Below are 25,617 nucleotides of genomic sequence, written 5' to 3' on the forward strand. Positions count from 1 at the left end.
TACTATTATACCATAAAAAAGAGCGGTAACCTTGTTTCCAAAGTTACCGCCCGTGTGTCCATTCTATGGACCAAGGAACTAATTACCGCGAATCTTTGCGATCGCGAGGATCGTATCGCCGGATTCGACGATGTCATCGACACTGGCTTCCTGGCCGTTGCGTTGAATCTCGCAACGTTCCAAGTTTTTGATGCCGATGACTGCGAAGAGTGCGCCAATCGTGATTTTCTTCGTGAGCGGGACCTCCTGGATTTCTCCAGGGATCTTGCCCACGCTCGCAATGGCGTCCTTCTGGATGACTGTGCAATCGGGGAGATTTGTCGTCTCGGGCCGATCCAACACTTCCACATGCGGCCGTTCAGCAGTCGCCGCCAACTGATTCATTCTGTTTTTCACTGTATTTTCCTTTCAAGGTTCAGAGGTTTAGTAGTTCTTGCTGAGAACGATCAGCGGCGAGAGCGAAACGATCGCCTCGTTCGCGAACTTTTTGTTATTCGCAAAGTTGATCATTGTGAACACCGCCATGCCAGCGAGAGTTGCCACTGTCGGAGCGATTGCTCGCCTCGTGCAGGGGCTTTCTTCCGCCTCAGCATCAGAATACAACGTTTTTTCATACGCCGCAATCTGATTTGGCATTGCTGGTTTGATCGCATAAATGCGACCGCCTTCGGCTTCCATCCGTGTCTCAATCATCAAGTCAACCTTGAGCTGATAGCGGACAGACGATTCCCAGATCGTCTTGCGGCTCTCCATTGTGTCGGTGAGCACGAAAACGATTCCTTTCAGCGATCCCTTTGTAAACTTCTTGGAGACCGCTTTGATCTTGATGCCGGTGCCGGCTTCGACCGCCTTAGCCAGCGCGTCGACCTTCTTTTTTCCGACATCCGCAAGTCCGAAGACCTGATTTGGCAGATTGTGATTCTCCACCTCATCGAAGTCATAGACCGTGATGTCTTTGCACCCCATCTTGGCCAAGAGCCAGACGATGTAGGAGCCGGTTGCACCGACGCCGATCACCGTGATTGGTTTCTTGAAGTTTGACGGGGCGAAGATGTCGAGCTGTCGCCAGTAGTCAGGTTCGCTTGTCGGCTTATTTTTTGCGGCCGCCATATCCCCCTCCTTTCGAATGGAATGAACCGTTCTTGACCTTGGCCTTGATCTCGTCGGCGATCGTCTTGCGACGGGTATCGTCTCCGAGGTGCATAAGCCAGGGGCAGTCGGTGATCTTCACCTTCTGCGTATAGTCGAAGAAATCGAAGACGCACTTGCCTCCTCGAGTGAAGATGCCGCGAATGAAGAACGGATTATGAGCGAAGAGCTCCATCTGTTCATCGTCCTGGCCCGACGGCTCGGTCATGTCTCCCGGGTGCAGATGCCCCCAGAAAAGCATGGAGTTGAGGACCGACTTGTTCGCGGGGTCCTGCTTCAGCATGTCCGTGTAGAACTTGCCGATGCTCCCCTGATCGAATTCGCAGTGCGCTCCGCTCACCTGTTGGTTGAAGAGGAACACTTTGCCGATGAGATACCTGTCGCCGTCCAGTTTTTGAACGGTGCCAAGCCACCCCACCTCGTCATTGCCCGCAGCTTCCATGATGTAGTGCGTATCGGTGTACGCCTCGAGAGACAGAAGAATGGTCGGGATTTGCATCTCGGTCATCACTTCGATCTTCGCTTCCGCCTCATGCGGAACCAACGGCTTTATTGCTTCTTCGGCAAAGCCTGGACCGGTGTAGATGTCAGACTGATTTTTCACGTTTTGCTCCTTTCTTGGTTTGTTGAAGTTCGCACTCTCGGACTCCGAAGCCGCCGTTCCCTTCCAGGAACTGGATGACGTACTCCGGTTCTCCCTGTGCCCATTCTTCGGGAGGTTTGAGGCGGGTGATACGACAGCGTTTACCGTCGTTGCCGGTATACCCCGATGTGCCGCGATTCGTGTAAACACAAACCACACCCATCTGGTATTTATGATTCGGCGTTTTCATTCCGCTTACCTCCCTTCTTCTTTTTGGCAACTGGCCAGTTGAATATTTCCGAATACGGACGATACTGATCTGAGCACTCATAGCTCTTGAGGTACTGGATGCATACCGATACAGCTGCAGCGTATTTGTGCTCCGCAATCATGTGAGGCAGAACCTCTTGGATATTGCCGAGACAAGGCACGCCGTACGCTTCAATATGTGGATGGTGATAGCCATCCGGGGTGCGAGTAAGATTCATCATTCTCACCGCCCCATCCTTGCCGACAGAATCGATCGCGATCTTGAACCGGCCAATGTCATAATCAACCTGTCGGTAGTTTATGAAAATGGGACCGGTATAAGCCACGATTTTTTTGCCGACAACCTCTAGTCGCTCGATGTCTGGATGCTTCATCAGTTGCTCAAATTCGTCACCGAACCGAGCAAGTGAAGCTTCATCAGTCCCAGCAACAACTTGTAGCTGTTGCTGTTTTTCTTCCAAGCGACGAAGGAAACCTACTAGCTGTTCTTGGCATTTCTCAATACCTGCACGCAACTTCGTAGTCTCCTGCTTCAGCTCGCGCACACGCTCGGCCTTGCGGTTGTAGCCGCAGAGCTCCATGTATTTGCGCTTCAGAATGTCTTGTGAGTTCGCTTTGGGTTTCCCTTTGGCGCTCGTATGACCGTTTTGGCTGAAATGTCCCAGATAGACGCCTTGGTAATCCGTTCGAACTTTCGTGACTTGGCTTTTGGCCACGCCGAGAATCTCGCAGAGTTCACCAAGGTCTTCCATTTGAACACCGACACATGCGTCACCGTTGATACGGAGACGAGTGGTCTTGAGTCCAGCGAGACTTTCGCCTCGTAGACTCCGTTGCGGGAACGCAACAATGGTTCCAGTCTTCATTATTTGACCTCTTGACTTTCTTGACGTGGTTTTGACTAGTCCTTCAGGCAGACGTCAACCGCCCGAAGCACTTTTTGACCTTGCTCTCCATCCAGAGAGCCAACAAGGAAGGTAACGTTCAGACCCTGAGCAAGCTCAAAGTTGTTACGTGTTGAAGCGACGACAAATTTTTGTCCGTCGTGCTCGCTTTGCTGATCTTTGACCCGCACCTTCCAGACCGGCTTGTCGCGAGAAGCATTTCTGCCCACCACGAATCCTGCATGGCGTTTATGGACCATATGACTTGCTCCTTTGCTGGATAAACCAGCGATTTCAATGACCTTGCGGCAACGCGCCGCGTGTTCCTAAGGCAATCTTTCAGCCTATGGAATCTGAGCACAACCTAACATAATTAATAGGTTGTGTCAATAATCTTACAATGTCGAATTATAGGATTCCTTAATTAAATCAAAAAGATAATTTACGTCAGTATCGATATCAAATTTTACCATCCCACTATATCCCCATTCATTGCTAGTTATATCTTTGACCATCTTCTGCTCATCGCTCGGATATTTTGGATCTCTAAGTAGCACCTGAATCCAAGTCTTTCTAAACTCAAATCTCGTGAAGCTTTTTGTGGTGCGGTAAGTAATACCAGTCTTTTGTCCGAGTTTTTCCTCAACAGACGCCAATTTCAGAATCAAATCACGGATTTCGTTAAACTTTTTCTGCATTTCCGGAGTCGTGATTCCAGTGTGATAGGAAAGATTGTATTCTTCTTTTCCCGTTTCAATAGATTGAGCTTTCTTCCCATTTGTCTTCTCTGGCATAGGACTATACTGAGGTTCTACATGTAGCACGTCTCCATCGTATAAAGTATAGGTTTTCAATTCAACATTAGACATTGTCTGGACCGCAGCTTTTATATATCTATCAAATCCCTGAGCAATTAAAATCACACGCGGCTGATCCCAGCTCACATGACCTTTATCACCAAGACGATCTTTTACCAGAAGTTCAAAATGCTTCTTATTTTTAAGTAACCAGTTCAAGTAAAACAAACCCTGAGCTAGCACTTCTTCGTTCTCTTTCCATTTATATTCGATAATGACCGGAGAATCGTTTTCATCAATACCAAGTGTATCAATCCTTCCGTCAGTAGTTTGGTATTCCTTTGCAAGAAATCTTACCCCGAGAATTTCCTCCAAATTTTCAGCAAAAAAATCACGAAGTTCAAATTCATTTCCAAAACCATCACGTTTAAGACTGAGTTGGTTCGCCTTTCTTTGATTTATCTTAAATATCGGCATTTCCTTTAATTAAAAGATAATACTACGAAATAGAGGCGTTGTCCAGTTTTATAGCTCTGAATACTCGAAGCCGAGGAAAGGCTTTGCTCTTGTAAACTCAGCCTTCTTAACTTTTTCTATATCAAATTCAAAATCTTTTTGAATGCTTTCAAATTCATCCTTATTAATAGTTAGGATGTATTGGAATTGATGTTTTTTTGAAAGGTTGAAAAGATAATTGAGAGAACGAACCATATCATCGCGACCAGTAGATGCAAAAATATTGTCATGTATGAGAAATTTAGGGTGTCTCTCAGAAGTGATTTTATTTACCATTAGCAATGTGTCGTATATGAATGTTTTTATCCGATTAATACCGGAGCTTCCATCCAATTTGATTCTATAATCAAATTCAACAAAACTAGCAGAAGATTCGTTAACATTAATTTGAAACTGACAGTGCTTGTTCCCCGCTATATAGTCATGCATTTTCTTTAAATCATCTTCGAATGCAGATACTGTAGATTGTATTTTAAAGATTGTCTGCTCGAGTTCTTCAATTAAACCTTCCTTCTTCTTTTTAAGGGACTTCTGTTGGGATATTTTAGCCTGCAATATTTCATATGTTTGGGAAAGCTTCTCAAGCTCCATGTTTTTTTCTCGCTCAAGTTTAACGGCTTCTTTAATGCCATTTATGACTTCTTTTGCTTCCGTCTTGGAGTAGATTTTTGCTATTTCATTATCAATTCTTGAAATTTGTTCATCGACTGCAGTAATCTCAACATTAAGCTCCTTAAGTTTTTCACCCATTAGCGTATTCTGGAAATCGTCGACTTGTTTTTTAAATTCAACAACCTGATCGAATGACTTCTGAACCATATCACCAAGCCCGGTCTTAAAATGATTGTATATGATTTGAACCTGTTTTGTATTTATTTTCTCAAGCTGTGGAAGAGATTTTATCTTTTTTACTAGATATTCCTTGCTTGCTTTTGTAGTCACTAACTTTTCAAGCTGAATTTGAAGATCGTTAAGGCGATCTTTCAGTTGCACCATCCCCTCTGATGGATGTAACTCTTCGATGGCCAAATTAAGCTTTTCTATACTGTCCTTCAGCTCATTTATGTGAGAAGCAACCTCTTTTACCTCAATTCCAGCATTTCTAAAGTCCTGCCTCAAATCTGCAGTAGTTTTAGATACATTTTTTAGATCTTGGGAAACCTTTTTTATTTTTTCGATAATATCTAAATTGATTTGAAAAAGATAAAAATGTGGCTTTAGTAAATCCTCAAAGGAACTGACTGAAGAGCTCCGGTGTGGCTTCAAGATATCGCTATATAGGCTGTCTTCTTCTCTTATGAGAATTGATAGCAGGCTCCTGAAGGATGGCTTATCAGGATTGGTGTCATCAAGAAGGAGGTACGACAAATATTTCTTTGCTTCTTCAAGTTTATCAAAGGTTTTTTCATCATCGTCGACAACAATAATAATTGGATCATTCTCGACTCGATTGCGTTTGATTGTAACTTTTCTGATTCGATTTTTAGACTCAACTTCTATATCTAAGCATATGTATATTTTTGGATTGAGACTAATATCAGGTATTTTTGTGATTCTACTTTCATCTGCCCTTTTAAGAAAACAATAATTTATAGCCTCGATAAGCAATGATTTACCCACACCATTCATCTTTTCTCGTTCTTTTTTATTTTCTATGTTCTCAGATTTTTCTCCAACAATAAAATTCAAGCCACGGTCAAATTCTATGGATTTAAGTTCCTTTTTGTTGAATTCTTTTGGCTCAAATGATAATCGTCGAATTGTAATCATTATTTTATGCGATAAATATATGGCTCATCAAAATCAATTAGTCCGTTCATGTACAAAAAAATTAGAGCATACATTGAATTACTATAATTAAATTGTCTACCACTTTGCTTCAAAATTTCATAGAGATCGAAAATAGAAATCCTTTCCTGGTTTTTCAACTCTTTCAAAACTAAATAACCAGCATATACGCTTGAGTCTTTTATATCCTGATCTTGTGATATTAAAATATTGCTTGTCATATATTTATTCGAGTGGGTTTGGAAAAACGTTACACTCTATCAGCTGCTTATACAAAAAATACTCGACAGCCTCAGAACTAAAACTTTTTTCTGCACTATTTTCAAACTTATCTGCAAATAATTTACATAAGGAATTCAATGCGTCTACGGGATTGTTCTTCTTCTCAGAAAGTATTTGCAAGCTTAGATTCCTTAAATAACTGCAGAGTTCTTCGTAGGCAAATTCATCTATACCCGAATTGTTCTTAGCCTCATCGTATGAGCTCCGATATAGAACATGCAAATTTCCGAATCTAGATTTAAGCGTGTCTTTATATTCAGCAAAACGCTCCTCAATTTTTTTGAAAAAATCCTTTGGGTAATCAATCAGATCGGGTGTAACACCTCTTTCGCGAGCAATTTCAGGAATAAGATTAATCACCTGAAGCATTGTATTCACTTCATTCGCAAGCTTTACTTTATTCCCATATTCAACCTTATTGTCATTTCCAAAAATTATTGGTGACTGGCCGCCTATGGTTTTTTGATCAATATTTGTTGCCATTAATATTTTACTGAGTTTCGATCGCCCATAACGTTTGGTGACTTATCACCCTTCGTCTTTTGGATTTTCTTAACCCAGTAAAAATGCATTGCAACACCTCCCAACGTCAGACCTATAATAAAGCTAATTGTGACATTTAAAGTGATTTCCATATAAAAATAATTATAGCACTAATGGCGTGCAATGTTAACTTTTTATTCACCGACTCCCAGACTACTCAAAAGTAGTAATTCTTAGATTTTTTGAAACACAAATAGATGCTCGTGCATTATTAGCAAAAAATTTGATTCCTTTGATTTTGTAACCCAGAATCCAGTAGCTTTACAGTTGAATTGTCTCTTTATGATGTCTTCTTTGAGAAGCAATCCTGATTTCAAAAAACGATCCATCACTTTGTATGCGAGTGGCTGGTACAATTTTTTTCGCCTCGTATCTCCCATAAGGATTGCACAAAACTTGCCGGGTTTTAGAACCCTATAAAATTCTCTTGCAACTTTTTCCATCTCATCACAAAAGACATCAATATCACTAATGTTTGATAGGTCGTCTACTAACTTTCCTTCACTGTACTTAATGATATCTACATATGGTGGATGAGTGAGTACGAAGTCTACAGTATTATCTTTTATTTTTGATAGGTTACGTGAATCCCACTTGAATCCTCTTTGCCACGCTTTATTATCAACCTTAAAATTTAGAGATTTCTTTGTACGATCAAGTGCTACTTGATTCACGTCAGAATAAATAATATTTCTATTCAGAATCCTTGCCTCAATTGCTGTAGTACCACCACCAATCATTGAATCAAGTAAAACATCACCTTCTTTTGAGTATCGAAGAATGAGATTTCGAGCTACTTCTGGGGACCAGTTACCCCGCCAATCTGATGTATGAGTTGCCCAATTACCACGACGAGGAAAAGCCCAGACCGTTGTACATTCTAGTTCGAATTCTTCCGGGTGCAGTTTTAATTCTGTAGCTTTCTTTATTGCCATGGGTATTTACCATTCTAGTTCATTTAGCGCACCGGATTCGAGCATGTTTAGGTTGAATACATACTCGTTATGGTTATATGTTTCTTCAAGTGGTCTCTTGGTTGTGTTCCAGCCTAATCCATCAGTTATCCAGATGAAATCAATATCCTGAGACTTCAGTTCATCATTTAGACTTTTAAATTCTCCACAAACAGCTTTTAATTTTGAGCCACCGCCATTGTAAAAGTTTGCTTCAAATAATTTAAGCTTTTTATTGCTTGTATTATAAATTGCAAAATCAAAGCTTCTTTCTGACTTGTCTACTTTTATATCAAAACCCCATTTAGCCTTTATCGCACTAGGACGTGCCTGTGCAAGACATTCATATCCATTTTTATTACAAAAATCAGTGAGAAATGTTCCTATTATTTCTTCCATCAGAGTACCGCCACGATTCTTACGACCATTACTGTCGAGACCGACTTCTACGCCCATAACATAATCAACGAGATTCTTTATACCGTCTTTTTGAAATAGTTTTGCAAGACCTGATTTGCTTAGGAATTCAAAATATTTGTCAGCATCCTTTTCTTTACCAGAAAAATCGAAGAATTCGGAGTTCTTTGTAGCCTTATCAAATATTTCTAGTTTGTTTTCTCTAACCGCTAATAGAACAGGTAGAGCTTTTATTATGTCTGGGTTTGAGCTATATAGTTTTACAAATTCCTCTTTTAAATTTTCCTTACCGAGCAGGTAGTTAAGCTTATTTAGAGCTATCTCTAATTCTGAACTGTTAGAAAATACCTTGTTCCAATTGACGAAATAATCCCAAGTTTTAATTGAGCTTTTGAATGTTGTTATTAAGTTATTAAAATCTTTTTTCATGTTTAGTAATTTGTTATGAGAACCTCGGTGATTTTTCCTCTACCTGATCCTTTTGAGTTAATGGCTCGGCCAGCCTCAACCTTGTTAATTCGTATACCTTTGAAACCTGAATAAATCTTATTTATGAATGGCGTGTCTGAGTTCGAGAGCATTACGTAGCAACCTCGCTTATTCAATTCTAGGAACGTATCTCTGAGTTCTATTTGTTCTTTATCAAGGAATGATTCTGCTGTGTACGATGTGAACGATGCCGTCTTGCTTACTGGATAATATGGAGGATCAAAGTATATAAAATCACCTTTTTTTGCAGTCTTGAGTACCGCTTTGTAATCTTGGTGCTTTATATCAATGTCCTGTAGTGCCTTGGAAACCTTTCTTAAATTATCCTGATCGCAAATCAAAGGATTAGTATGTTTGCCGTAAGGGACATTAAATCCACCTTTACTATTCACTCTGTACATTCCATTGAAACAAGTTCGATTCAAAAAGATAAATCTAGAAGCAACATCAACATCATTAAGTGTTTTCCAATCTAGCGCACGAATCTTCAAAAAATAATCTTTATCAATATCATGCTTCTTGAGTGCAACAATTAATTTCTCAACATCGTTTTTAATGACATTATAGGTTGTAACAAGCTCTTTATTTAAATCAGATAGGTATCCTTCTGCTGGAAGAAGGTCAAAAAACACAGCACCACCACCGACAAATGGTTCATAATATTTTCCTGTCTTAATATCAAACTTTTCTGGGGGATATAAATTTAATCCACGAAATTGTGCAAGTAACTGACGCTTGCCGCCCACCCACTTTATAAAAGGCTTTGGTTTTTCTGAAATAATTCTTGCAACATCGTCAAAAAGATTTGTTTTATCGGCAAGAAGAAACGCTCTATGTGCAAAAATAGCATTTACATCAAACTTTGATTGTATTTCCTTAATAGCTTGCTGTGTAGTCATTGGTTATATTTTATCATTTAATTTGTTTTTACTAAAGGCCTGCAAAAACCTGCTTACATAAGCCTTATTTATAAACACACACGAACATACCGGAAGCTTTTTGGGAAGTCTAGGCAACAACAAAAAACCTAGTACTTTGTTAAGTTATAGGTTTTGTTGATTTATCTTGATTACTTTCCGGCAAAAGGTTGAGTATTGTCACCCTTATTTGAGAAGTAGAACGATGATGCGGCTATGGCGAGGATCATGAATTGATCTACTGGTAGCTTTCCCATGACAAAGCCTGCACATGCCGTAATAGTAAGTAAAACGAAGACTAATTTTGATGCTGATTGATATATTTGCATACGTTTAAAGTTGATTAAGTAAGCTGATAATTTGAGACTTGATTCCCTCTTTACTTACCGGTGGGACTGGAAAGAGTCGCTTGAGAAGTTCTGAACGAACAATCTCAGGCTTTTCTTTGTAATAGGCAATGTCGCCGTGAATGATGATATTTTTTTCATTAAGCACGAATGCCGTATCAGGATTATTTGCAAAAGATTTTACGAGCTCGGTAAGCTGTTGGTATTGCCACTCTGTAATGTCATTCTCGTTTGGTTCGACCACACCATCTTGATCCACGTCATATCCGGCTGCGAGCTCGATTCCGATCGTGTACTGATTCGGATTTACCCACGAGCTGTCTAGATTCTTTTTCATCACTCGCTTAGCTCGATCGTTTGGGTTACTGATTACGCCTGCATGCCATGCAATGTCAGTTATTTTCACAAGTTGAGTAATTTCTCCTTCTTTTCGTCCAATCACAAAGTGAGATGACGATCGGTTCGTCCGATTGGCGTTCATGAGCCAACTCACCGCCCCAAGATATGAGCCAAGGGTGAAATGAAGGACAATAACACCCTTCTTTGTGGGACCGGCTACATAGTTTGGAGTCTGCTGAAATGGTATGTTCATAAATTTATTTGATCATTAGGTTAATAATTCCAGTGATCAGACCAGCGATTGATGCCGAGCTGACGATCCAGAAGAATTTCATGATCCACTCCTGGTTTGTCTTCACAACAGCAAGATCCTCTTGAATATGGCTCAAGTGATTGTCTTTGATTTCTCTGATTTGATCTTCGATTTTTTCGATTCTCTTTTCCATGATGCTTTGGTTGAAGGATATTTGCTTTGATTCTTTTTCTATGGGTACATAGTGTTTATGTACTATGTTTTGATTTGTATTCTGCTTTTCGTTTTCATATTTATCGGCGGTGCATACCTCGGATTGGTTGGTATTGTTATAGGGGCTATTCTTGCGTTCCTGGTGACTGCTGGTCTAGCTGTTCTTTTGGCGTACTTAGGAATTGGTTGACCCCTTTCACACCTTGAGAGTTCAAAATCTGAACCCAGTACTTTGCAGTGTTCAAACTACCGATCTCCATCAGCTTTTCTGCCAGTTTCGCTTTCTGAACGGCCTGGAGTGTGTTGTACCAAGTGCTATTCAAAAGCGATGTAAGTCCGACTGCCACGCTTCCGCCAGTAAGTGATCCGACGACTGTGCCGACGGGACCGCCGATAAACGTTCCGGCAGTACCGCCTGCCGTTGCTCCGCTACTTCCCACGACTGTGTTGAACCATGAAATAAGAGGGCGAGCTTCTCGACGCTTCGCAGTCTCATCGAGAATATCGAAGAGTCTTGAGTTCAGGGTGTAGGCTTTGTTGATCTTCTCGTAATCAGGATTATTTGTGTTGAGAAGATTTCTAATTGCCCCATCGACCTTTCGTACTTGCGAGAGCATGCCGTTGTCGTCGACTGTCTTCAAGCTCTTTCGAGTCTCATAGACAACATCGCCGTAATCCTGGGCAAGTTCTCGAAGATCCTGCTGATAAGCACTCGTAGGCTGGTTATAGAGGTGCAGGGCTTCGATATCGGCACGAAGCTTCTTGAGCTGATTAATTCTCGAGGAGTTAACTGAGATTGGCTTTTGCGGTATCGCTTCAGCGACCACATGCTTAAGTGTTCGACTATATTCGTCGAGGCTGTCCATTTTGGAGAGATCGAGATTGTCGATAAGATCTCCGATATCATTTATTCCGTTGTGACGGAGCTGATCGACAATGTTTTTCTTTGAATCGGCAATGATCGCAGAAACACCCCCGGCTTTCTTAATCTGTTTTGCCATTGCCGGATCATCGATAATCTGTGCGGCAGTTTTGAGATGGTTGTCGATGGTGGTTTGAATAGCATTTGTCTTTTCCGTGAATGCTCGACCACCTTGTGAGTAATTCCCTATCTCGTCATCAATTTTTTGTAGCAATCCATCTGTACCGACAGTTCCTTGAAGCTCTCCGAGCTTTGCATATTCATCGTTCGAGAGTCTGATTCCACTCTCTGCTTTTTTAATAAGCTGTTTCTTTGTACCCCATGTCTTCTCATCAAGAAGATCAGGAATAATCTTGTCGGCCTGCTCTTTATATTTCTCCTTTGTGGCATTGAGGCCTCGCTTATAGCTTTCGATCGCCTCTTTTTTCAAAGTCTCAGGACTTACATTTCTCATATTTGCAAAACCTGAAAGCGTGCCACCAATTACACCAGACACGCCTGCACTTGTAAGCGATTTTTTCAAAATAGTAGGAATATCCTCATCAGCTTGCATTGATGCTGAAGCTCCATAGCCTGCGCCAATCGGGACCGCAGTCTTTGTACCCTCAAGAAAACCTTTCCCGAATGCTGCAAGTTTTGATGTAGCGGTAGGTACAGTTTTTTGGAAGACTGTTGATGCGCCTTCCGGTAATGCCTTTGCAAGAACACCGCTCATTTTTCCTGATACAAGAAGTTTGCCTGTCTTCGCTCCTTTTGCTGCGTTGCCATAAGTTCCAAAAGATGCGATGTCTGTTGCTACTCCGAGACCTTCACCGAATATCTGCTTGGCACTTTTATTCACGCTCGCATTTGTTTCATTTATATCGATCGGTGGCTTGCTAGTATCTTTGAGATGCTGTTGAAGTGCTTCCTGCAAGCGAGTTGTATCCTCACCTCGAGCTTTCTTTTCTTTGATTGTTTTCAAGAGATTATTAGCGATATCCTCATGTTGCTTCATGAGCTCCTCATTCTGTTTATTTGTCCATGCCGCACTTCCAGGAACGAACGAGGGTAGAGCATCGGCTATGCTTTTCCCGAATTTAAGCTCGCTCGAAATAAGAGCCTTGCCTATTTTTTTAAATACTCCATCTTTCTTTGGAGACTCCACGGTCGCTGATTGCTTGGGCAAAGAATCAAGCCACTCCTGAATTTCATCGTGGCTCGCACCCTGGCTTTCAAGTGCATTTATATTTTCCTCAATTTGTTCTTTGGTAAGCATATTAATTCGGGAGGTTATATGACTGACCGCTTTTACTTGTGAAAGTCGAGGGCTGAGCTGAAGAAGTCGGACTCGATCCATATCCCAATTCTGATTTCAATGAAGTCGCTTTGGCATTAAGACCGGTATAAATAGATTCAAATCGAGACACATCACGCTGACCAGCAGCCATTGAGTTGAGCTGGCTTGCAAGTGATCGCGTTGCAATGTCGAGCGTCATTGCCATGACTGCCTTATTCACATCTGTCGTACTTCGAAGATTTGCGATTGTGCGCGAATAGTTCTCAATATCAGCATCTGTAAGCACACCTACTTCGCCATAGACTCCACGAGCAAGTTTTGGCACGATTGCAGTGATCGCCGCTTTCATCTGCTGCGCTTTAGTGTCGTATGGGTTATTACTCTTGATAATGCCGACGATTGGACCGGTATCGACACTATTAATGAGACTTGTGATGGTATCCGCCTGACTTACGATTGTTTGAATATCAGTGATTGGTTTGAGTTCACCCTGAGTCATTACTCTGCCACCTTTCGATTTACGGATTGCATCAAGTGTGTAATTCGGATCATCGTATCCTAGAGTTGTGCCAGGCGTTCCAGTTGTGCCAGGTGCGTATGTTTTTGCACGAGATGCTACGAGCTTAGCAGTGCCTGTTGCAGGATCGTAAACATAGCGACCTTCGCCTTCGCTTAATTCAAATTGATTGACTTCATTTTTTGCTTTTTCTGCATCAGCTTTTGTTTTTTCAAGATCTGCGGCTGATTTTGCAGATTCCTGTTCGGCAGTAGCTTTTTGAGTTTTGGCATCACTATAAAGTGAGATCAGTTGATCCTTGCTGAAACCGTATTGATCCTGGAGTTTTTCAAAATCAGAATCGCTGAGTTCTGTTGGATCAACTCCGAGTGCGAGCATGTTTTTAATGAATGCGCTGACCTGATCTCTCTTTTGTTTTCCTTGGTTGTCCAAGAATTCAAAATATTTATCCGCACCCTCTTTGATTGCCGCACGCTTTGCCTCAATTTCGCTTTGTGCATCACGAGTTGCCGCACCAAGAAGAGAGGAGATTTTTACATTCGCTTCACTTCGATACGTCTGTTCTTCCTGATTGTTGTAATTTTCAGTTGTCTGGAATTCTGACTCGCCTGTAGCACTTCCGATTCGACCGCCGGCTGCCGCAAGGGCGTAACTTTGCCCTTGGCGGTTCTTGCCTGTGGTATTCCTGAAATTGGCAATTTGATCGCTCACAGCGGCATTTATAGCGTCGATTTGCCCCTGAATACGTGATCTTGTGGCAGCCCTGATCGCTTCCTCGTCTATGCTTTGAGTGGCCTGCGATTTGTAGTTATTACCGATCTGAGTGGCAGTTTTATCTTCGACATACGTCGGGACCGTCACCTTTGCTACCTGAGCTATGGTTTGCTTAGCTGGAGTTGTGGCAGGAGCTGGTGCTGGCGTTGGAGCCACTGAAGTTCCTAACGACAAAGTACGCCCAGCATATATTTTGTTGGGATCAGTGATAGACGGATTTAGACGCATCAGCTCCTGGATGCTTTTTCCTGTCTTTGATGCGATTCCGCTTAAGGTATCGCCGTATTGTATCGTGTAGGAATTCATTTGTTTTCTAATCTACCGCTAGAAACATGTGATCGATCATTGCGACCCGAGACACGCTGTCGTTGCTTTTTATCTTCAGTCCGAATTCTTCTTTATTTATTGGAAGGTCGACTACAATTTTCTGTATGAAGCCTGGATCAGTCTTCGTGAAGGTTCCAACAAGATCGTCTCCGTTGTACAAATCAAAACTAAATGGCTTGTCGCTGAATACCGCAATCGACCCATTTGCATGGTTATCAGTAGTCATAAAGAATGTGACTCCGTTGCAATTTATAGGATCGCCAATTTGCGGAAAACTTTGATATTGCTGGCGGCGATAGATCGGTGCTTCGCCGAGATTTTCATTCCATCCGATGCCCCTACACATCATATTTGTGGTCGTGAGTATGCCGTTGATCAGAGTTACTTTTGCCCCTGAGATTCGAGTACTTTCGTAGCGATAGACATAGAAACTGGTCGCATCGACCGGCTTGACGTACATAAGGCCGTTACCCCATTGATCAGAGGGATAATAGCTGCTGCTTGCAAGAGTCGTGTTCGTTCCCGATATGCTGAGAAGACCGAACTTCTGACGATCACGTCCTTGAAACTGCACCGTACCCCAATGAGCAAAGAATACGAATGTGTCTGTTGTGAGTTGATGCAGGAATTGATATCGATACGAATAATTTGTGTCGAAACTAATCTGCACACCTGCTTGTACCGTAATTGTACTTCCTGAAGTCGTCACCACAGCCGAGTACCATCCACCTGAGCCGATGTAGGCAATCTGACACTTATCCGTTCCGTTTGGCGCAAGTTGAGGTTTTGATGTGGAAGCAATGCTTGCAAGTGATCCGTAAGACGGGACCGTTCCCGATACTGAAATACAGTAAAGGTTAATCGCTCCACCAGTCTCAAAGGCAATGATGGCTTTGTCGGTCCCTACTTTTACGAGCTGTTTATAACTTGGAGCAATAGCTACAATCTGGACCGGCGTATTAAGAGCTATACCGGTTCCAGAAATTGTCAGAACTGCTGTGTGAATATAATTTGACGCACCATTTGGAAGCGCCATCAAAACTTTGTCAGTGTTTATAACTACTGCATCGAAGTTATCGTTGTACCAGTCGACTGTGTACATGAGAAGTGGCGCACCCCAAGTAATCGTCCCATTCACATTTGTATTTCCCACCACCGCATAGATTCCAGTTGTACCTGCCTGCTGACGATAAAAAGCAATGAAGCGAGATGAATCAAGTTCAAGAGTTTTGAATACGGCATTACCAGTGCTTTTTGCAAATGGAGACGACAATATTTGACTTTCAATATCACGAAGTTTTGTGTACACCGAGATAGTTTTGACAGTCCTAATACGACGTTCAAGAAAATTTGGAGACCACATTTTTCTTGTAGCACCTGCACTAATCCAATAATCTCCATCAGGAAATTCTCGAACGATGTCTTGCTGGATACCGAACGCCCGATCCTCATCTCCGTCCCACGAGCTTCGGCCGATATAACATAATTCTCGGTTGGCGTACTGCTGTCCAGTAGAAGTATTGAACGCGCCTCGATAAGCTGGCATGATTACTGAATCAGCGTCACTTGCTACAGCACCTGCTCGATAGGTTCCGAGTGTCGCCGCATCAAAGGCATTCGGAGATACAAGGGTCGAAGTTGAGGTGATTGAATTGCCAGAAGTACCACCGACTTTTGCGGTGACAATAACGTCATTACCAATAATAGCAGTCGCCTCCACATCCCCATTGAGAGAGGTTGCTGATGCATATTGGCTTCCTGGAAGACCTGAGAGATTTATTGCTGCCATAACATTGGCACGAGTTGCTGCAACATTTCCACCGATTACGATCTGGCCGTCCGTGTTGGTGACAAGACTTGCAACAAAGGAGTAGGTCTTTGTACCTATCGTTATGGTTTCGCCGGCTGTCGGCTGATTTTGAAGTGTCAACTTCCCTTGTGCTTTAATTGCTGGCCACAGAAAGAGTCCGGGTTTATTCCACTCCACATATCTTGGAAGCGGAGAAATCTGTTGGCCCTTTACGGTTGTTGTTTTATCTATTCTTCGATCTACTTGTAAATTAATCATGGTAAAAAATTTAATTAATGGATAATGCTTGTGATCCTTCCCTCGACATCTCTAATTGACCATTTCTTCACTCCGTCATAGATGCTTCGAAGTAGTTGATTGTCGTCATACTCGAACACGAAGGTCTTTCCGTTCACGTTGTCGTGAAGAGACCTCACGCTGCCATCTGCATTTATCGCAACATCGACATACTCAAGTCCCGCTTGAATACCAGAAAGAGCTGCAGCCATGAGCTGAGAAAGTGTTACGGGCTGTGATGCACTCACCGCATTTGGAACATTTGGTGAATTGATAAAATTATTGTTGCCTGAAAAAGTATTATTGCCGTTTGTCGATGCTTTTCCTGCAAGATTAGTGTCTACATATCCTTTCGAAACGACTTGTTTTGAATCATTAAAAGCAGGGTCTGCATCGTATTTAATTGGCTTTGTGGAATCGAGAGTATCATCACCATTTAGGATATCAACAATGATTTTGAGGTTCACGAAATCTGTCAGATAGCATTTTGATCCAGCTCTATGCCCGTTTAAGTTTTGGACTCCGGCGGTTTGGACACCTTGTCTCGAAACACTGAAAATACTAGTCATAGTTGTACCTGAGAGGTCAAACAAGAGATGCTCTTCATCACCAGTTCCTCGGTCGATAATCATGCAATATCTGCCTACTGGCAGGTTTACGCCGTTCTTATCTGTGATGCTAGTTAGAGCTCCTGAAGTAGCACCGCTTGCAAGCTTTGTAGCAAGTGATGTTTCGAAGTTTGCGATTACTTTTGTGAGTTTGCTCGACATGGTTTAATTATTTACTCTAAAAAATGTGAAAAAGTGTGTGCAATCATTGATCCACATCTTTGCCATCTAGGCTCACATGTTCCTTTTGTCTATAGACTTTTGGTAGTTTGTCTTCATAGGTCAGGATGTCCCAATCTATCGATTCCATAATGCTCACGTACCCGATACCTTTAGCTACAAATCGAATACTTCTTCGTCTAAATTTGGGTATTTTCATTGCTTTTATCTGAAGCTCATATGGGTATACCTGAGCTGCACCATCGCCACCGATAGCCGCTTCACCGATCATCGTCGTTCCCACACTTGATGGGCTTGATCGGTTAACGTACGTTCCATCGCCTCGAATCGTTCCAACAAGAGCGTATCCGGCGCCATCAAAGTCGGCATATACTTCTACATACTGAGCAGGATCTATTTCGCCTCGATAACGCAAGCGACGGTATTTTTTGAGTCGTCGAACACCATAAGTCTCATATTTGCTATCCCAGTTATTTTGGATTACATAACTATCATCATCGAAGCCATTCAGGATTTTATAGACAGTTTGAGTGTGGGGACTTCCGCCATAGAGGACACCAGAATCCTTGATGAGTGCTTTCATTCCGTAGTTTGAGATGTCCACAGTATTTTTTACTATGTCGATAACGAGAGTGCGATCGTTTACAATGCTTGATTGGGCGCGACAAGAGAGGACAATAAATTGTCCGTAGGTTTCCATCACCGCATCCGAATAATCAAATTTCTCCCATGCAAAATGTGGAATGAGTTCAGTCGCAAGAATGTCATCGCCGAGAGGATTCTTTTCGAGAACCGTGAGTTGAGGGCGATCTGGGTTTGCGGTATTTATAAAAACGACACCTCGGCCAGTTGTGACTGAGCTTTTTCGTGTAAGAACACCAATATTTCTTCGGACCACCTGGTTGTTAAATGTCTTATCATCGTCAGTGTATTTGTGCTGATACGCACTTTGCTTTTTTAGTGAGTAGTAGTTTCCATCGATACCAATCACGAGCTGTTGGATTGCATCACCACCTTCATCCTGACGGATTACGTCACCTTCACCCGCAAGACGAGATGCGCTGTAAGTAAAATCTGCAACCCCTTTGCTTGTACTATTTTCCCAGACATAGTCTGCCTTGATATTATTCGCTGAGGCTGAAGGTATGGTTACGAAAGTGACGCTCCATGCACCTGTAATGTAATTTATAGTTCCTACGCCTCCAGCAGTTCCCTTAAGGTTTCCATTTTTATCATCAGTAAATATTTCACCTCCACCGTCAGTACACTTGATAGTTACGAGTCCGCAGTTTCGCTTCGGCTGACCTGACTTAAATAGAAGAGTGCCAGTGAATATTGTCTGTGATCCGTTTCCACTTCCGACATTCTCGTTTGATATTTGTGTAAAGCTTGTGCCGTCGCGCTGTACGTCAACATAACTTCGATAAAGTGCTGTCGCATCTTTTGCAATGCCCCAGAGATACATGCGAGCCTTGTCAATCAGAGGAAAACCGCAGAAAAAGTCAGTCGTAGTATAAAGCTGAATAAAGTTGCTGGGATTTGCGTTAGCAAATTTAAATAATCCTCCAGGACCGCCTGCAAATGTCCATGCCCCGGTCAGTGAGCTGTAGTTTGTAAAAATGTAGATATCGTTTGGATTGAGACCAGTGACGACATCTATCCAAGTAGTGCCATTCAGATACTGAATGGCTGTCGCTACTTTTCTCCAAAGAATGCCTGTACCATTTGCTTTGTATCCGACATGAATTGCAGGACATGAACCTGCTGCACCCTCGCTTCCGACTGTCACCTTCCCTCTGGCGAGTTCAAGCTTCCCATCAATGGTCACCCAATTGAGGGAGTCTCTAGCACTATCTTTTGGAGTATCCTCGTTATCTTCACGATTATGTACTCCCGATGCAAATTTTTTGATTTCATGATCTGCCATAAATTAGACGAGTTTAAATCTGGCATCTCGGAGCTTCATATTCTTCATGTAACGCTGGTACTGGACCGCATTGTCCTGCATATTGCTGCGAGCCTTTTCAGACTTCTTTATAATTTCCTCATCAATAAGCATCGAAAAGACAATCATTGGATGATATTCAGGTGGCAACTTGGGAGACGTGCCGACTGCAATGTCATCAGGACTGGTTTTGTAATCAAATTCATACGAAGCTCCTGCACCTGGGCTTTGTGCAAAGTTTATTTTTCCATCCGATGGATCTATCCAACAAACATTGCAGAATTGATTGGCATTTCTCTGTCCCATTGGCACAAAGTAATAAGGGCTTCTCTGGCTTCCTATAAAAATGACTTTGAGAATAGGTTCATTCTGATCTTCGCTGTAGTTTTCCATCAACTCGTCAAAGTCAGCTGGTACAGTAATCTTTCCATCACTTTCAACTACACCAGTCTTTTTTCTTCGTAGAAATTCCCACGGCTGTTCCATGTAAATGAGACGCAGTTTGTCATTCGCAAGAATAAGCTCCTCATCGCTCGACAGATCAGTTGTGTCGTCTGTATAAAGCTCGAAGCGTTCTATGATTTGTTGTCCTGTAAGTGGTGTTGCCATATTTTTTATGCTTCCCAGTGGCAGAAGTAGTCCATTAGCAGTTCTACTTCTGCCACTGAGCCCCAGCGTGAGCTGAGGTCAGCGGAATCCTTAAGACTGAACTTGAACGTCTAGATATTGAGGCTTACCGTCGGCAAAGGTGAAGATTCCGTAGATAGCATCGGATCGAATGATCTTTGCTCGCTGATACGGATCGTCGACCATTTCGACTTCGGCAGTGTCTTGAATAACCACGTCTATCGCACCCTTCTTACCGTAGTAAGAGTGGATGAGGTTCTTGGTCAGCGTGTAGGTAGCGTTTCCACCAAATACAAGGCGACCTGAACCAGTTCCAGTAATAGTGATCTGATCAGTCGTATCGTTGTCGACAGCAGCAAGCTGAAGATCTACCCAGTTTGACTGGTCATAACCAGGATCAACGTCAGTCCATGCGACGTACTTCGTACCGGCTGTGCCAGTAGTTTGGTGAATCGCATCGATCAGGTTGTCTCGAGTGGCATCAACGCCTGCTTCGATAAGCACGTTACCTGGCGTAGCACCAATTGCGGCCACGAATGTGTACACGAAGCCGTTGATCGAGAATGTCTCGCCAGCTGATGGATTTGCTGCCATCGTGATGATCGCTTCAGCGAGAAGGTTCTCGGAGAGATAAAGCTCCGCACCGCCCACGGGACCCGCATATCCGTTTTTGAATGCGGCAGCAGCGAGATCAATGTTTTTCGACATGACGTACTGCTCAATCACCGATCCGCCATAACTGTCGATAACAAGAGCAAGATTGGTGAGATCCTGATTCGCTCGGCGCAACTTCGCACGACCCTGAGCCAAAAGCTGAGGAATGTTTGTAGTGGAGAGAACGATCGGAGTTCCGTTCGATGTCATTGTGGTGAGGTCGCCGGTATCGAATGCTTGCTGAGCATTCTTAACCTGAGCGAACACATCGGCATCAATGTATCGAGAGAGCTTCTTAGCAACTTCTGCACCGATTGTCTCGGCAGGATTCAAGGGACCAGCCTGAATCATTTCCTTCTTCGAGACACGGAAGTCTGCACCCTTGTTCTTGTTCACGAGTAAGGTTTCGCCGGAGTCATTGAGCTGGTCAATGGTTCGGTTTACTCCAATCGTGATGTTACGAACACGAATTGGCGCAAGAGAATACTTCACACGCTTTACGCTCGCACCGTAGTCGAGCTTTTTTTCAAGGCGCGTGTTTGCGATCTCCATCGCAACGAGTACCTTGTCGAACACAGCCTGATAGGCGTTGTCGAACTGTTCTTTAAATACTGCTAACATAAGAGGAATAAAATTAAGTGAATAAATTTACCCTCTCAGATATCAACTACTTATTCTTGTGACGTGAACGCTGGGTAAGGCGATCGATCAGGCTCTCCTGATACTTATCAAATTCCTTACCGCCCTTTTCTCGGGATTCAGCAATGCGCTTGTGATCCTCATCCGTAGGTTTGGTGTAATCCGGTTCCTTTGGATGATTACCTCCCTGCGAGCTGTAGCCTTCCATTCCTGGTTCAGGCTTTTCTGCATCGCCATAGAGTTCCTCGAGGATGTCTTCCATCGTGCGTTTGAGGTTTTCCTCGCTCGACATGATGTACTTCCTGACGGCTTCTTTTTTGGCGATCTTTCCTAGCTCTGGGTTTTCGGCAATTACTCGGTCAAACTCTTTCGAGATTGCTCCTGCAATCTGAGCGGCATTGATCTCCTTTGACTGGGCTTCAGTCTTGGACTTAATGTCTTTGATGTCTGAAAGGTACTCGTCCTCGAATTGCTTCTTGGACTTTGAGAGGAGTGCATTCGCAAGCTTTCGAGTAAACTCGGGATCTGCACTTCCTTCGATGAGCGCTTCGATTTCGTCTTTAGCGTCAGCTCCGCGCGAACCTCCCTTCTTGATCTGCTCCTGCAAATCTTTGATGGTAGGAATGACCTCATCTCGGATCATTTTTTTCATCTCACGATTCTCCTTCTTGAGATCGTCAAGGAGTTCATCTTTCTCGATCTCTGCCCGATTCCTTCGTGGTTTCGAATCGCCTGGCTTTGACCCTTCTCCCTCTGCAATCTGTGCAATCGATTGACCATTTGTAGGGTTGTCTGAATCTTTCTTGCCGTTCTTATCGATTGGCTGAGATTCCCCTGCGGCTTTTCCTGACTTGTCGTCAGCGGGTGCGGCTTCCGTATGATTTTGTTTGTTCATAATTGTTTACGTTTTTATGCAATGGTTTTCGCCCCATTGATGCTCGATTGAAACGCAGAGCATTAGCGCCGTTACCTTTTTATTAATAAGAGGTTGGCCCCTCTATGCTTATAAGTGTGTAGCACTAAAAATGTGAAAAAGTGTGTGCAATCAATTAAAGAAAAATCACCGGTTAACCGATGATTTTTTCTTGATAATTCCTTTACTTTTTCTTTATCTTTTCTTTATTTTGCCAAATCCGCCGAGGCACTAGGCCGCTTTCGTGCAAGCTCGTTGAGCAAGATATCCAAGTCTTCATCCGCCCCTATAAAACGTCTGAGCATTTGCACAGAGGCTTCAAAGCGAGCAATGACCGATATCAACTTGCCAAGCTCGGGGCTATCGTGAAGAACCGCAAAGAGTTCATTCATTGCCTTACGAGATTCATTCTGAAGACGATCAATGGTGTCTTTGCCGGCAGGAGTTCTAGACCATGAGATTAAATCTTGCGATACATCAATGGCTTTATTGAGTTCTTCAACTTCGGCTTCCTCTGCCTGTTGTTTTTCTTGATCTAATTCCTGTGCCGCGTCGTGCGGACCAGTGAGATCTGCTTGTGTGTCTGGTTGTTCACTCATAGTTTTAATTGTTTACGGACCAGCGTATTTTCCTTTTCAAGCGTTCGGAGAATACTTTTCGCCTGCAATTCCTGATCCTTGAATTGCTTAGCTTTGTTTTCCTGCATCGCAAGCATGGTGAGAGCGAATCGCTTTTTTGGCGATAGCTTCTTGATGTATGCGACAAGCTCGGGATTTGCGCGACGAATATTTTCTGCCAGGGCATTCTGAAGCTTTGCGTTCGCTTCCATTTCCCTCGCCTGCTTTTTGATCTGGTCAATATTGCGAGCCATTTCTCGCAGAGAAAATTCAGCAACTTGCCCATGTTTTGTGATTCGATAGTCGCCTTTATCCTTAGCTTTCCTCTCGATTTTATAAGTAAATGCTGGCATGGTATGACAACGAGATATTAATTCGTTCCTATACCATCAGGACTTGATGCCGACCCCGCATCTAGTCCACCTTCAGGAGAGGTGTTTCCTGCATCAGCAGACTCCGGAGCTGTTGGAGCTACGGGAGCAGTTGTCTCCGTTCCTGTCGGAACAGATTCTTGAGATTCGACATCAGGTGCAGGAGCTTGTGGCTGTCCGCCATTAATATTGTAATCTTCACGAGCCTGTCGCTCTGTGTCGAATTCTGGGCTTCTAAAAATAACCGATCCTTGTTCGTCGTAACGCTTCCATAGCCACTTGCCGTTAGCTTCGACGAACTTTACATTGTTTGATTCTGACATAATTTTATTGATTAAATTAAATAATAATTGCTACGTTGTAAGCGCAGCCGTTTCTGCCGTCCGAGTGGCAGGATCGCCAAGCGCGACTTTTCCATTTGCTGCAAGATCAGGGTTATCGAGTGCGGCTCCATCGACCATTCCGCGCCCTGTACCACTGATCAAGCCTTCTTTGGAAACTTGCGACATCACCGAACGTGCAGCATTTCGCTCCACAATCGGAACGATCTGGTCGATGTATGCAAAGACTGCGTTATGCTGTTCGGAAGAGAGTTCGTGATCAAACTTGTCAGACTTATCGATGAGTCTTTGGAGATACGCTGTGTTGGCATCTTTGTAGAAAGGAACTTTGCGACCTGCAATGAGAAGTTGGAACACTTCTTCAGCTTTTGAAATAACCTCGGAATAAGAGTAGTCGCTCAAATCAAGCAGACTGTTCACTGTATCGTCTTCGATTCCTGCGATGACCGCTTGAGTTTTGAATAAGACTTTTTGATTTATATTCTGATCACCTTTGTAAGCGCCGAGAAATGTGAGCTTGTTTTTGCTGTCAGCAAGATTGCTCTGGGCTTCAGCGATGCTTGATTCAACGAGGATGTCATAGTCGTCTTGAAATGGTTTCAAATCTCTTGCACTCACCATTTCTATCTCAAGACCCATTGAGCCTACGATCTTGACAGCCATTTTCTTTTTCAAATCCTGCATCACACCCTCTTTGTGCAAAACAGCGAAGCGATAGTAACCCTCTGCATAGCTTTTATTCAAAAGTCCGAAACGATCACCTGCTTGCTCAAGATTTCCCTCGTAAATTCCAAGCGTATCTTCATCGCTCGTACCTTTGACACTTGAAGTAACTCCGCTTTCAGATTCCACGATTGTCTCGAGCTTGTCATACACCGAGAACGGACCTTGTATCGGAGGAGTCTGTCGTGTCTGAAGCACCTTGTTTACGTCGATATTGCCTTCGATTTCAATGTAGCCGTCTTTTCGATAGCGTACCTGTGCAAGGTTGCGAACATAATCAACGTTCACGGCAGTCTGAGGTCGGTTGATCTGTTCGGAGTTGTCGAGCGACTGGTTGATGCTCTTTTCCTGCGCCATGAATATACCTCGGGCATAATCGCAGTAAGATGGTGTCCAAAATTCACGAGGATCTGGGAATGCCGCCCATGTCCATATCGGATACTTCTCGCTCTTTCGGATATCTTTCCAAGGCTCACATCGAATGCATTCGCCGGATGGAGTTAGTACCAAATAATAACGGTCATCATTCTCGTCTGTCGTTATCCATGTGTAAAAAACAAATTGATTCTCGTTTTTGAAACGCTCTCGGGGAGCTCCATTGATCTTTCGATTGTCTTTATCAAGATCCTGTTGAGTCTTTGCTGTGTTATTGCCTCCACCATCAAGCAAACCCTCCACGACTTTCTTGTAGTAGATTCCATCTTTGACACCTTGTGTGAGCTGAGCTCGTGTGAGTTTCGTATTCCACCATCCAAGGTATGAAGCTTTCTCGACTCCGCTTCCATCTTCTTCTTCAGTACATAAACCGCCAACATCAGGATCAATGAGAAAGTCTTTCGGATCTATCAAATTCAAAAGGCTTTTATAAATTCCTTTGTCGTTTCTGGTGAGATATAAATAAATGGTGCGACCATAAATCGCCGCATCGCGCTTTCCCATCAGGTCTTTGAAATTCCAACGTCCGACTTTTGAGTCCTTGTCTCTGATCGCATTCATCAAATCTGCCTTCTTCATGTCTCCAGATTCACCTTTGACGTATTTAAATGTGAGAGGGCTGTCTATTTTTGAGAGGATCGTATGCACAAAGCCATGCATCTTGAAAAGTGGAACTTGGGCTCTCGTATCGCCTGCCTGCTGATAAGTACTACCGCCATATGGAGAAGTCACACTCGGATTGGCACGATCGGGATTCATCATGTCTTCGTTTTTATTCCACGAAGACATTCGTGCTTTCTTATAGCGATATGAATAATCAATCTCCTTGAGGGATTGTGATGCGAGTGTGTCTCGGGTTTTATAGTGCGCTAACGACATGATTATTTAAGTGTAGATACAAAAAAATGTGAAAAAGTGT

General features: G+C 43.1%; 28 protein-coding genes. All 28 read right to left on the reverse strand.

Features of this window, described 5'->3' with window-relative positions; genetic code table 11:
* Window positions 1-78 precede the first annotated feature (78 nt).
* The 28 genes from WCS89_01710 to WCS89_01845 all read right to left on the reverse strand — a co-directional run bounded on the left by WCS89_01710 (window position 79) and on the right by WCS89_01845 (window position 25,577).
* The gene (locus WCS89_01710) at window positions 79-384 is read right to left on the reverse strand and encodes a hypothetical protein (GenBank protein MFA6554202.1); all 306 of its coding nucleotides are present in this window, start codon (window positions 382-384) and stop codon (window positions 79-81) included.
* A 39-nt stretch (window positions 385-423) separates the two neighbouring features.
* On the reverse strand, window positions 424-1,110 hold the full coding sequence (locus WCS89_01715) for a ThiF family adenylyltransferase (GenBank protein MFA6554203.1): 687 nt from the start codon (window positions 1,108-1,110) through the stop codon (window positions 424-426).
* Window positions 1,091-1,753: a hypothetical protein gene (locus WCS89_01720; GenBank protein MFA6554204.1), complete on the reverse strand. Its 663-nt coding sequence runs from the start codon at window positions 1,751-1,753 to the stop codon at window positions 1,091-1,093. The genes WCS89_01715 and WCS89_01720 overlap by 20 nt, the downstream gene beginning before the upstream one ends.
* A complete protein-coding gene (locus WCS89_01725; GenBank protein MFA6554205.1) occupies window positions 1,737-1,982 on the reverse strand; it encodes a hypothetical protein in 246 nt (81 codons plus the stop codon). The genes WCS89_01720 and WCS89_01725 overlap by 17 nt, the downstream gene beginning before the upstream one ends.
* Entirely contained in the window at window positions 1,963-2,754 is a 792-nt protein-coding gene (locus WCS89_01730; GenBank protein MFA6554206.1) for a hypothetical protein, read from the reverse strand. The genes WCS89_01725 and WCS89_01730 overlap by 20 nt, the downstream gene beginning before the upstream one ends.
* 149 nt (window positions 2,755-2,903) lie before the next feature.
* Window positions 2,904-3,146 (reverse strand): hypothetical protein, encoded by a 243-nt coding sequence (locus WCS89_01735; GenBank protein ID MFA6554207.1) that lies wholly within the window; start codon window positions 3,144-3,146, stop codon window positions 2,904-2,906.
* Window positions 3,147-3,281: 135 nt separating this feature from the next.
* Window positions 3,282-4,160 (reverse strand): endonuclease NucS domain-containing protein, encoded by an 879-nt coding sequence (locus WCS89_01740; GenBank protein MFA6554208.1) that lies wholly within the window; start codon window positions 4,158-4,160, stop codon window positions 3,282-3,284.
* Between the two features lie 48 nt (window positions 4,161-4,208).
* On the reverse strand, window positions 4,209-5,969 hold the full coding sequence (locus tag WCS89_01745) for a DUF2326 domain-containing protein (protein ID MFA6554209.1): 1,761 nt from the start codon (window positions 5,967-5,969) through the stop codon (window positions 4,209-4,211).
* 243 nt (window positions 5,970-6,212) lie between these two features.
* On the reverse strand, window positions 6,213-6,752 hold the full coding sequence (locus WCS89_01750) for a hypothetical protein (protein MFA6554210.1): 540 nt from the start codon (window positions 6,750-6,752) through the stop codon (window positions 6,213-6,215).
* Window positions 6,752-6,904 carry a hypothetical protein gene (locus WCS89_01755; GenBank protein ID MFA6554211.1) on the reverse strand — a complete coding sequence of 51 codons (153 nt, stop codon included), beginning with the start codon at window positions 6,902-6,904 and terminating at the stop codon, window positions 6,752-6,754. The genes WCS89_01750 and WCS89_01755 overlap by 1 nt, the downstream gene beginning before the upstream one ends.
* 81 nt (window positions 6,905-6,985) lie before the next feature.
* Entirely contained in the window at window positions 6,986-7,747 is a 762-nt protein-coding gene (locus WCS89_01760; GenBank protein MFA6554212.1) for a DNA methyltransferase, read from the reverse strand.
* 6 nt (window positions 7,748-7,753) lie between these two features.
* Window positions 7,754-8,611, reverse strand: coding sequence for a type II restriction endonuclease (locus tag WCS89_01765; protein ID MFA6554213.1), 858 nt, complete (start codon window positions 8,609-8,611; stop codon window positions 7,754-7,756).
* A gap of 2 nt (window positions 8,612-8,613) precedes the next feature.
* The gene (locus tag WCS89_01770) at window positions 8,614-9,570 is read right to left on the reverse strand and encodes a DNA adenine methylase (protein ID MFA6554214.1); all 957 of its coding nucleotides are present in this window, start codon (window positions 9,568-9,570) and stop codon (window positions 8,614-8,616) included.
* Window positions 9,571-9,740: 170 nt separating this feature from the next.
* Window positions 9,741-9,917: a hypothetical protein gene (locus tag WCS89_01775; GenBank protein MFA6554215.1), complete on the reverse strand. Its 177-nt coding sequence runs from the start codon at window positions 9,915-9,917 to the stop codon at window positions 9,741-9,743.
* A 4-nt stretch (window positions 9,918-9,921) separates the two neighbouring features.
* The gene (locus WCS89_01780; protein MFA6554216.1) at window positions 9,922-10,527 is read right to left on the reverse strand and encodes an N-acetylmuramoyl-L-alanine amidase; all 606 of its coding nucleotides are present in this window, start codon (window positions 10,525-10,527) and stop codon (window positions 9,922-9,924) included.
* 4 nt (window positions 10,528-10,531) lie between these two features.
* Window positions 10,532-10,720: a hypothetical protein gene (locus tag WCS89_01785; protein MFA6554217.1), complete on the reverse strand. Its 189-nt coding sequence runs from the start codon at window positions 10,718-10,720 to the stop codon at window positions 10,532-10,534.
* Between the two features lie 145 nt (window positions 10,721-10,865).
* A complete protein-coding gene (locus WCS89_01790) occupies window positions 10,866-12,920 on the reverse strand; it encodes a hypothetical protein (protein MFA6554218.1) in 2,055 nt (684 codons plus the stop codon).
* A 1-nt stretch (window position 12,921) separates the two neighbouring features.
* A complete protein-coding gene (locus tag WCS89_01795; protein ID MFA6554219.1) occupies window positions 12,922-14,538 on the reverse strand; it encodes a LysM domain-containing protein in 1,617 nt (538 codons plus the stop codon).
* 7 nt (window positions 14,539-14,545) lie between these two features.
* Window positions 14,546-16,627, reverse strand: coding sequence for a hypothetical protein (locus WCS89_01800; GenBank protein ID MFA6554220.1), 2,082 nt, complete (start codon window positions 16,625-16,627; stop codon window positions 14,546-14,548).
* A gap of 14 nt (window positions 16,628-16,641) precedes the next feature.
* Window positions 16,642-17,415 carry a hypothetical protein gene (locus WCS89_01805; protein ID MFA6554221.1) on the reverse strand — a complete coding sequence of 258 codons (774 nt, stop codon included), beginning with the start codon at window positions 17,413-17,415 and terminating at the stop codon, window positions 16,642-16,644.
* Between the two features lie 43 nt (window positions 17,416-17,458).
* Window positions 17,459-19,360, reverse strand: coding sequence for a hypothetical protein (locus tag WCS89_01810; GenBank protein ID MFA6554222.1), 1,902 nt, complete (start codon window positions 19,358-19,360; stop codon window positions 17,459-17,461).
* A gap of 3 nt (window positions 19,361-19,363) precedes the next feature.
* Window positions 19,364-19,987 carry a hypothetical protein gene (locus WCS89_01815; protein ID MFA6554223.1) on the reverse strand — a complete coding sequence of 208 codons (624 nt, stop codon included), beginning with the start codon at window positions 19,985-19,987 and terminating at the stop codon, window positions 19,364-19,366.
* A 90-nt stretch (window positions 19,988-20,077) separates the two neighbouring features.
* Window positions 20,078-21,280, reverse strand: a complete 1,203-nt coding sequence (locus WCS89_01820) for a hypothetical protein (GenBank protein MFA6554224.1) — start codon at window positions 21,278-21,280, stop codon at window positions 20,078-20,080.
* A gap of 46 nt (window positions 21,281-21,326) precedes the next feature.
* A complete protein-coding gene (locus WCS89_01825) occupies window positions 21,327-22,193 on the reverse strand; it encodes a hypothetical protein (protein ID MFA6554225.1) in 867 nt (288 codons plus the stop codon).
* 224 nt (window positions 22,194-22,417) lie between these two features.
* On the reverse strand, window positions 22,418-22,810 hold the full coding sequence (locus WCS89_01830; protein MFA6554226.1) for a hypothetical protein: 393 nt from the start codon (window positions 22,808-22,810) through the stop codon (window positions 22,418-22,420).
* Complete coding sequence (locus tag WCS89_01835; GenBank protein MFA6554227.1) at window positions 22,807-23,181, reverse strand: hypothetical protein; 375 nt, start codon at window positions 23,179-23,181, stop codon at window positions 22,807-22,809. The genes WCS89_01830 and WCS89_01835 overlap by 4 nt, the downstream gene beginning before the upstream one ends.
* A 17-nt stretch (window positions 23,182-23,198) precedes the next feature.
* Window positions 23,199-23,522, reverse strand: coding sequence for a hypothetical protein (locus WCS89_01840; GenBank protein ID MFA6554228.1), 324 nt, complete (start codon window positions 23,520-23,522; stop codon window positions 23,199-23,201).
* A 30-nt stretch (window positions 23,523-23,552) separates the two neighbouring features.
* A complete protein-coding gene (locus tag WCS89_01845) occupies window positions 23,553-25,577 on the reverse strand; it encodes a hypothetical protein (protein ID MFA6554229.1) in 2,025 nt (674 codons plus the stop codon).
* Between the last annotated feature and the right edge of the window lie 40 nt (window positions 25,578-25,617).

The sequence above is a fragment of the Candidatus Paceibacterota bacterium genome, assembly GCA_041666915.1.
Lineage (GTDB): Bacteria > Patescibacteriota > Minisyncoccia > Phycocordibacterales > PALSA-1337 > C7867-002.

Excerpts from the sequence above, each read along its gene's own strand:
- WCS89_01740 (MFA6554208.1), bottom strand. The coding sequence starts at position 4,160 with ATGCCGATATTTAAGATAAATCAAAGAAAGGCGAACCAACTCAGTCTT.
- WCS89_01755 (MFA6554211.1), bottom strand. The coding sequence starts at position 6,904 with ATGGAAATCACTTTAAATGTCACAATTAGCTTTATTATAGGTCTGACG.
- WCS89_01790 (MFA6554218.1), bottom strand. The coding sequence starts at position 12,920 with ATGCTTACCAAAGAACAAATTGAGGAAAATATAAATGCACTTGAAAGC.
- WCS89_01760 (MFA6554212.1), bottom strand. The coding sequence starts at position 7,747 with ATGGCAATAAAGAAAGCTACAGAATTAAAACTGCACCCGGAAGAATTC.
- WCS89_01805 (MFA6554221.1), bottom strand. The coding sequence starts at position 17,415 with ATGTCGAGCAAACTCACAAAAGTAATCGCAAACTTCGAAACATCACTT.
- WCS89_01765 (MFA6554213.1), bottom strand. The coding sequence starts at position 8,611 with ATGAAAAAAGATTTTAATAACTTAATAACAACATTCAAAAGCTCAATT.
- WCS89_01715 (MFA6554203.1), bottom strand. The coding sequence starts at position 1,110 with ATGGCGGCCGCAAAAAATAAGCCGACAAGCGAACCTGACTACTGGCGA.
- WCS89_01845 (MFA6554229.1), bottom strand. The coding sequence starts at position 25,577 with ATGTCGTTAGCGCACTATAAAACCCGAGACACACTCGCATCACAATCC.
- WCS89_01710 (MFA6554202.1), bottom strand. The coding sequence starts at position 384 with ATGAATCAGTTGGCGGCGACTGCTGAACGGCCGCATGTGGAAGTGTTG.
- WCS89_01785 (MFA6554217.1), bottom strand. The coding sequence starts at position 10,720 with ATGGAAAAGAGAATCGAAAAAATCGAAGATCAAATCAGAGAAATCAAA.
- WCS89_01840 (MFA6554228.1), bottom strand. The coding sequence starts at position 23,522 with ATGTCAGAATCAAACAATGTAAAGTTCGTCGAAGCTAACGGCAAGTGG.
- WCS89_01825 (MFA6554225.1), bottom strand. The coding sequence starts at position 22,193 with ATGAACAAACAAAATCATACGGAAGCCGCACCCGCTGACGACAAGTCA.
- WCS89_01780 (MFA6554216.1), bottom strand. The coding sequence starts at position 10,527 with ATGAACATACCATTTCAGCAGACTCCAAACTATGTAGCCGGTCCCACA.
- WCS89_01770 (MFA6554214.1), bottom strand. The coding sequence starts at position 9,570 with ATGACTACACAGCAAGCTATTAAGGAAATACAATCAAAGTTTGATGTA.
- WCS89_01815 (MFA6554223.1), bottom strand. The coding sequence starts at position 19,987 with ATGGCAACACCACTTACAGGACAACAAATCATAGAACGCTTCGAGCTT.
- WCS89_01810 (MFA6554222.1), bottom strand. The coding sequence starts at position 19,360 with ATGGCAGATCATGAAATCAAAAAATTTGCATCGGGAGTACATAATCGT.
- WCS89_01835 (MFA6554227.1), bottom strand. The coding sequence starts at position 23,181 with ATGCCAGCATTTACTTATAAAATCGAGAGGAAAGCTAAGGATAAAGGC.
- WCS89_01795 (MFA6554219.1), bottom strand. The coding sequence starts at position 14,538 with ATGAATTCCTACACGATACAATACGGCGATACCTTAAGCGGAATCGCA.
- WCS89_01800 (MFA6554220.1), bottom strand. The coding sequence starts at position 16,627 with ATGATTAATTTACAAGTAGATCGAAGAATAGATAAAACAACAACCGTA.
- WCS89_01730 (MFA6554206.1), bottom strand. The coding sequence starts at position 2,754 with ATGGAAGACCTTGGTGAACTCTGCGAGATTCTCGGCGTGGCCAAAAGC.
- WCS89_01750 (MFA6554210.1), bottom strand. The coding sequence starts at position 6,752 with ATGGCAACAAATATTGATCAAAAAACCATAGGCGGCCAGTCACCAATA.
- WCS89_01820 (MFA6554224.1), bottom strand. The coding sequence starts at position 21,280 with ATGTTAGCAGTATTTAAAGAACAGTTCGACAACGCCTATCAGGCTGTG.
- WCS89_01830 (MFA6554226.1), bottom strand. The coding sequence starts at position 22,810 with ATGAGTGAACAACCAGACACACAAGCAGATCTCACTGGTCCGCACGAC.
- WCS89_01775 (MFA6554215.1), bottom strand. The coding sequence starts at position 9,917 with ATGCAAATATATCAATCAGCATCAAAATTAGTCTTCGTTTTACTTACT.
- WCS89_01745 (MFA6554209.1), bottom strand. The coding sequence starts at position 5,969 with ATGATTACAATTCGACGATTATCATTTGAGCCAAAAGAATTCAACAAA.
- WCS89_01735 (MFA6554207.1), bottom strand. The coding sequence starts at position 3,146 with ATGGTCCATAAACGCCATGCAGGATTCGTGGTGGGCAGAAATGCTTCT.
- WCS89_01725 (MFA6554205.1), bottom strand. The coding sequence starts at position 1,982 with ATGAAAACGCCGAATCATAAATACCAGATGGGTGTGGTTTGTGTTTAC.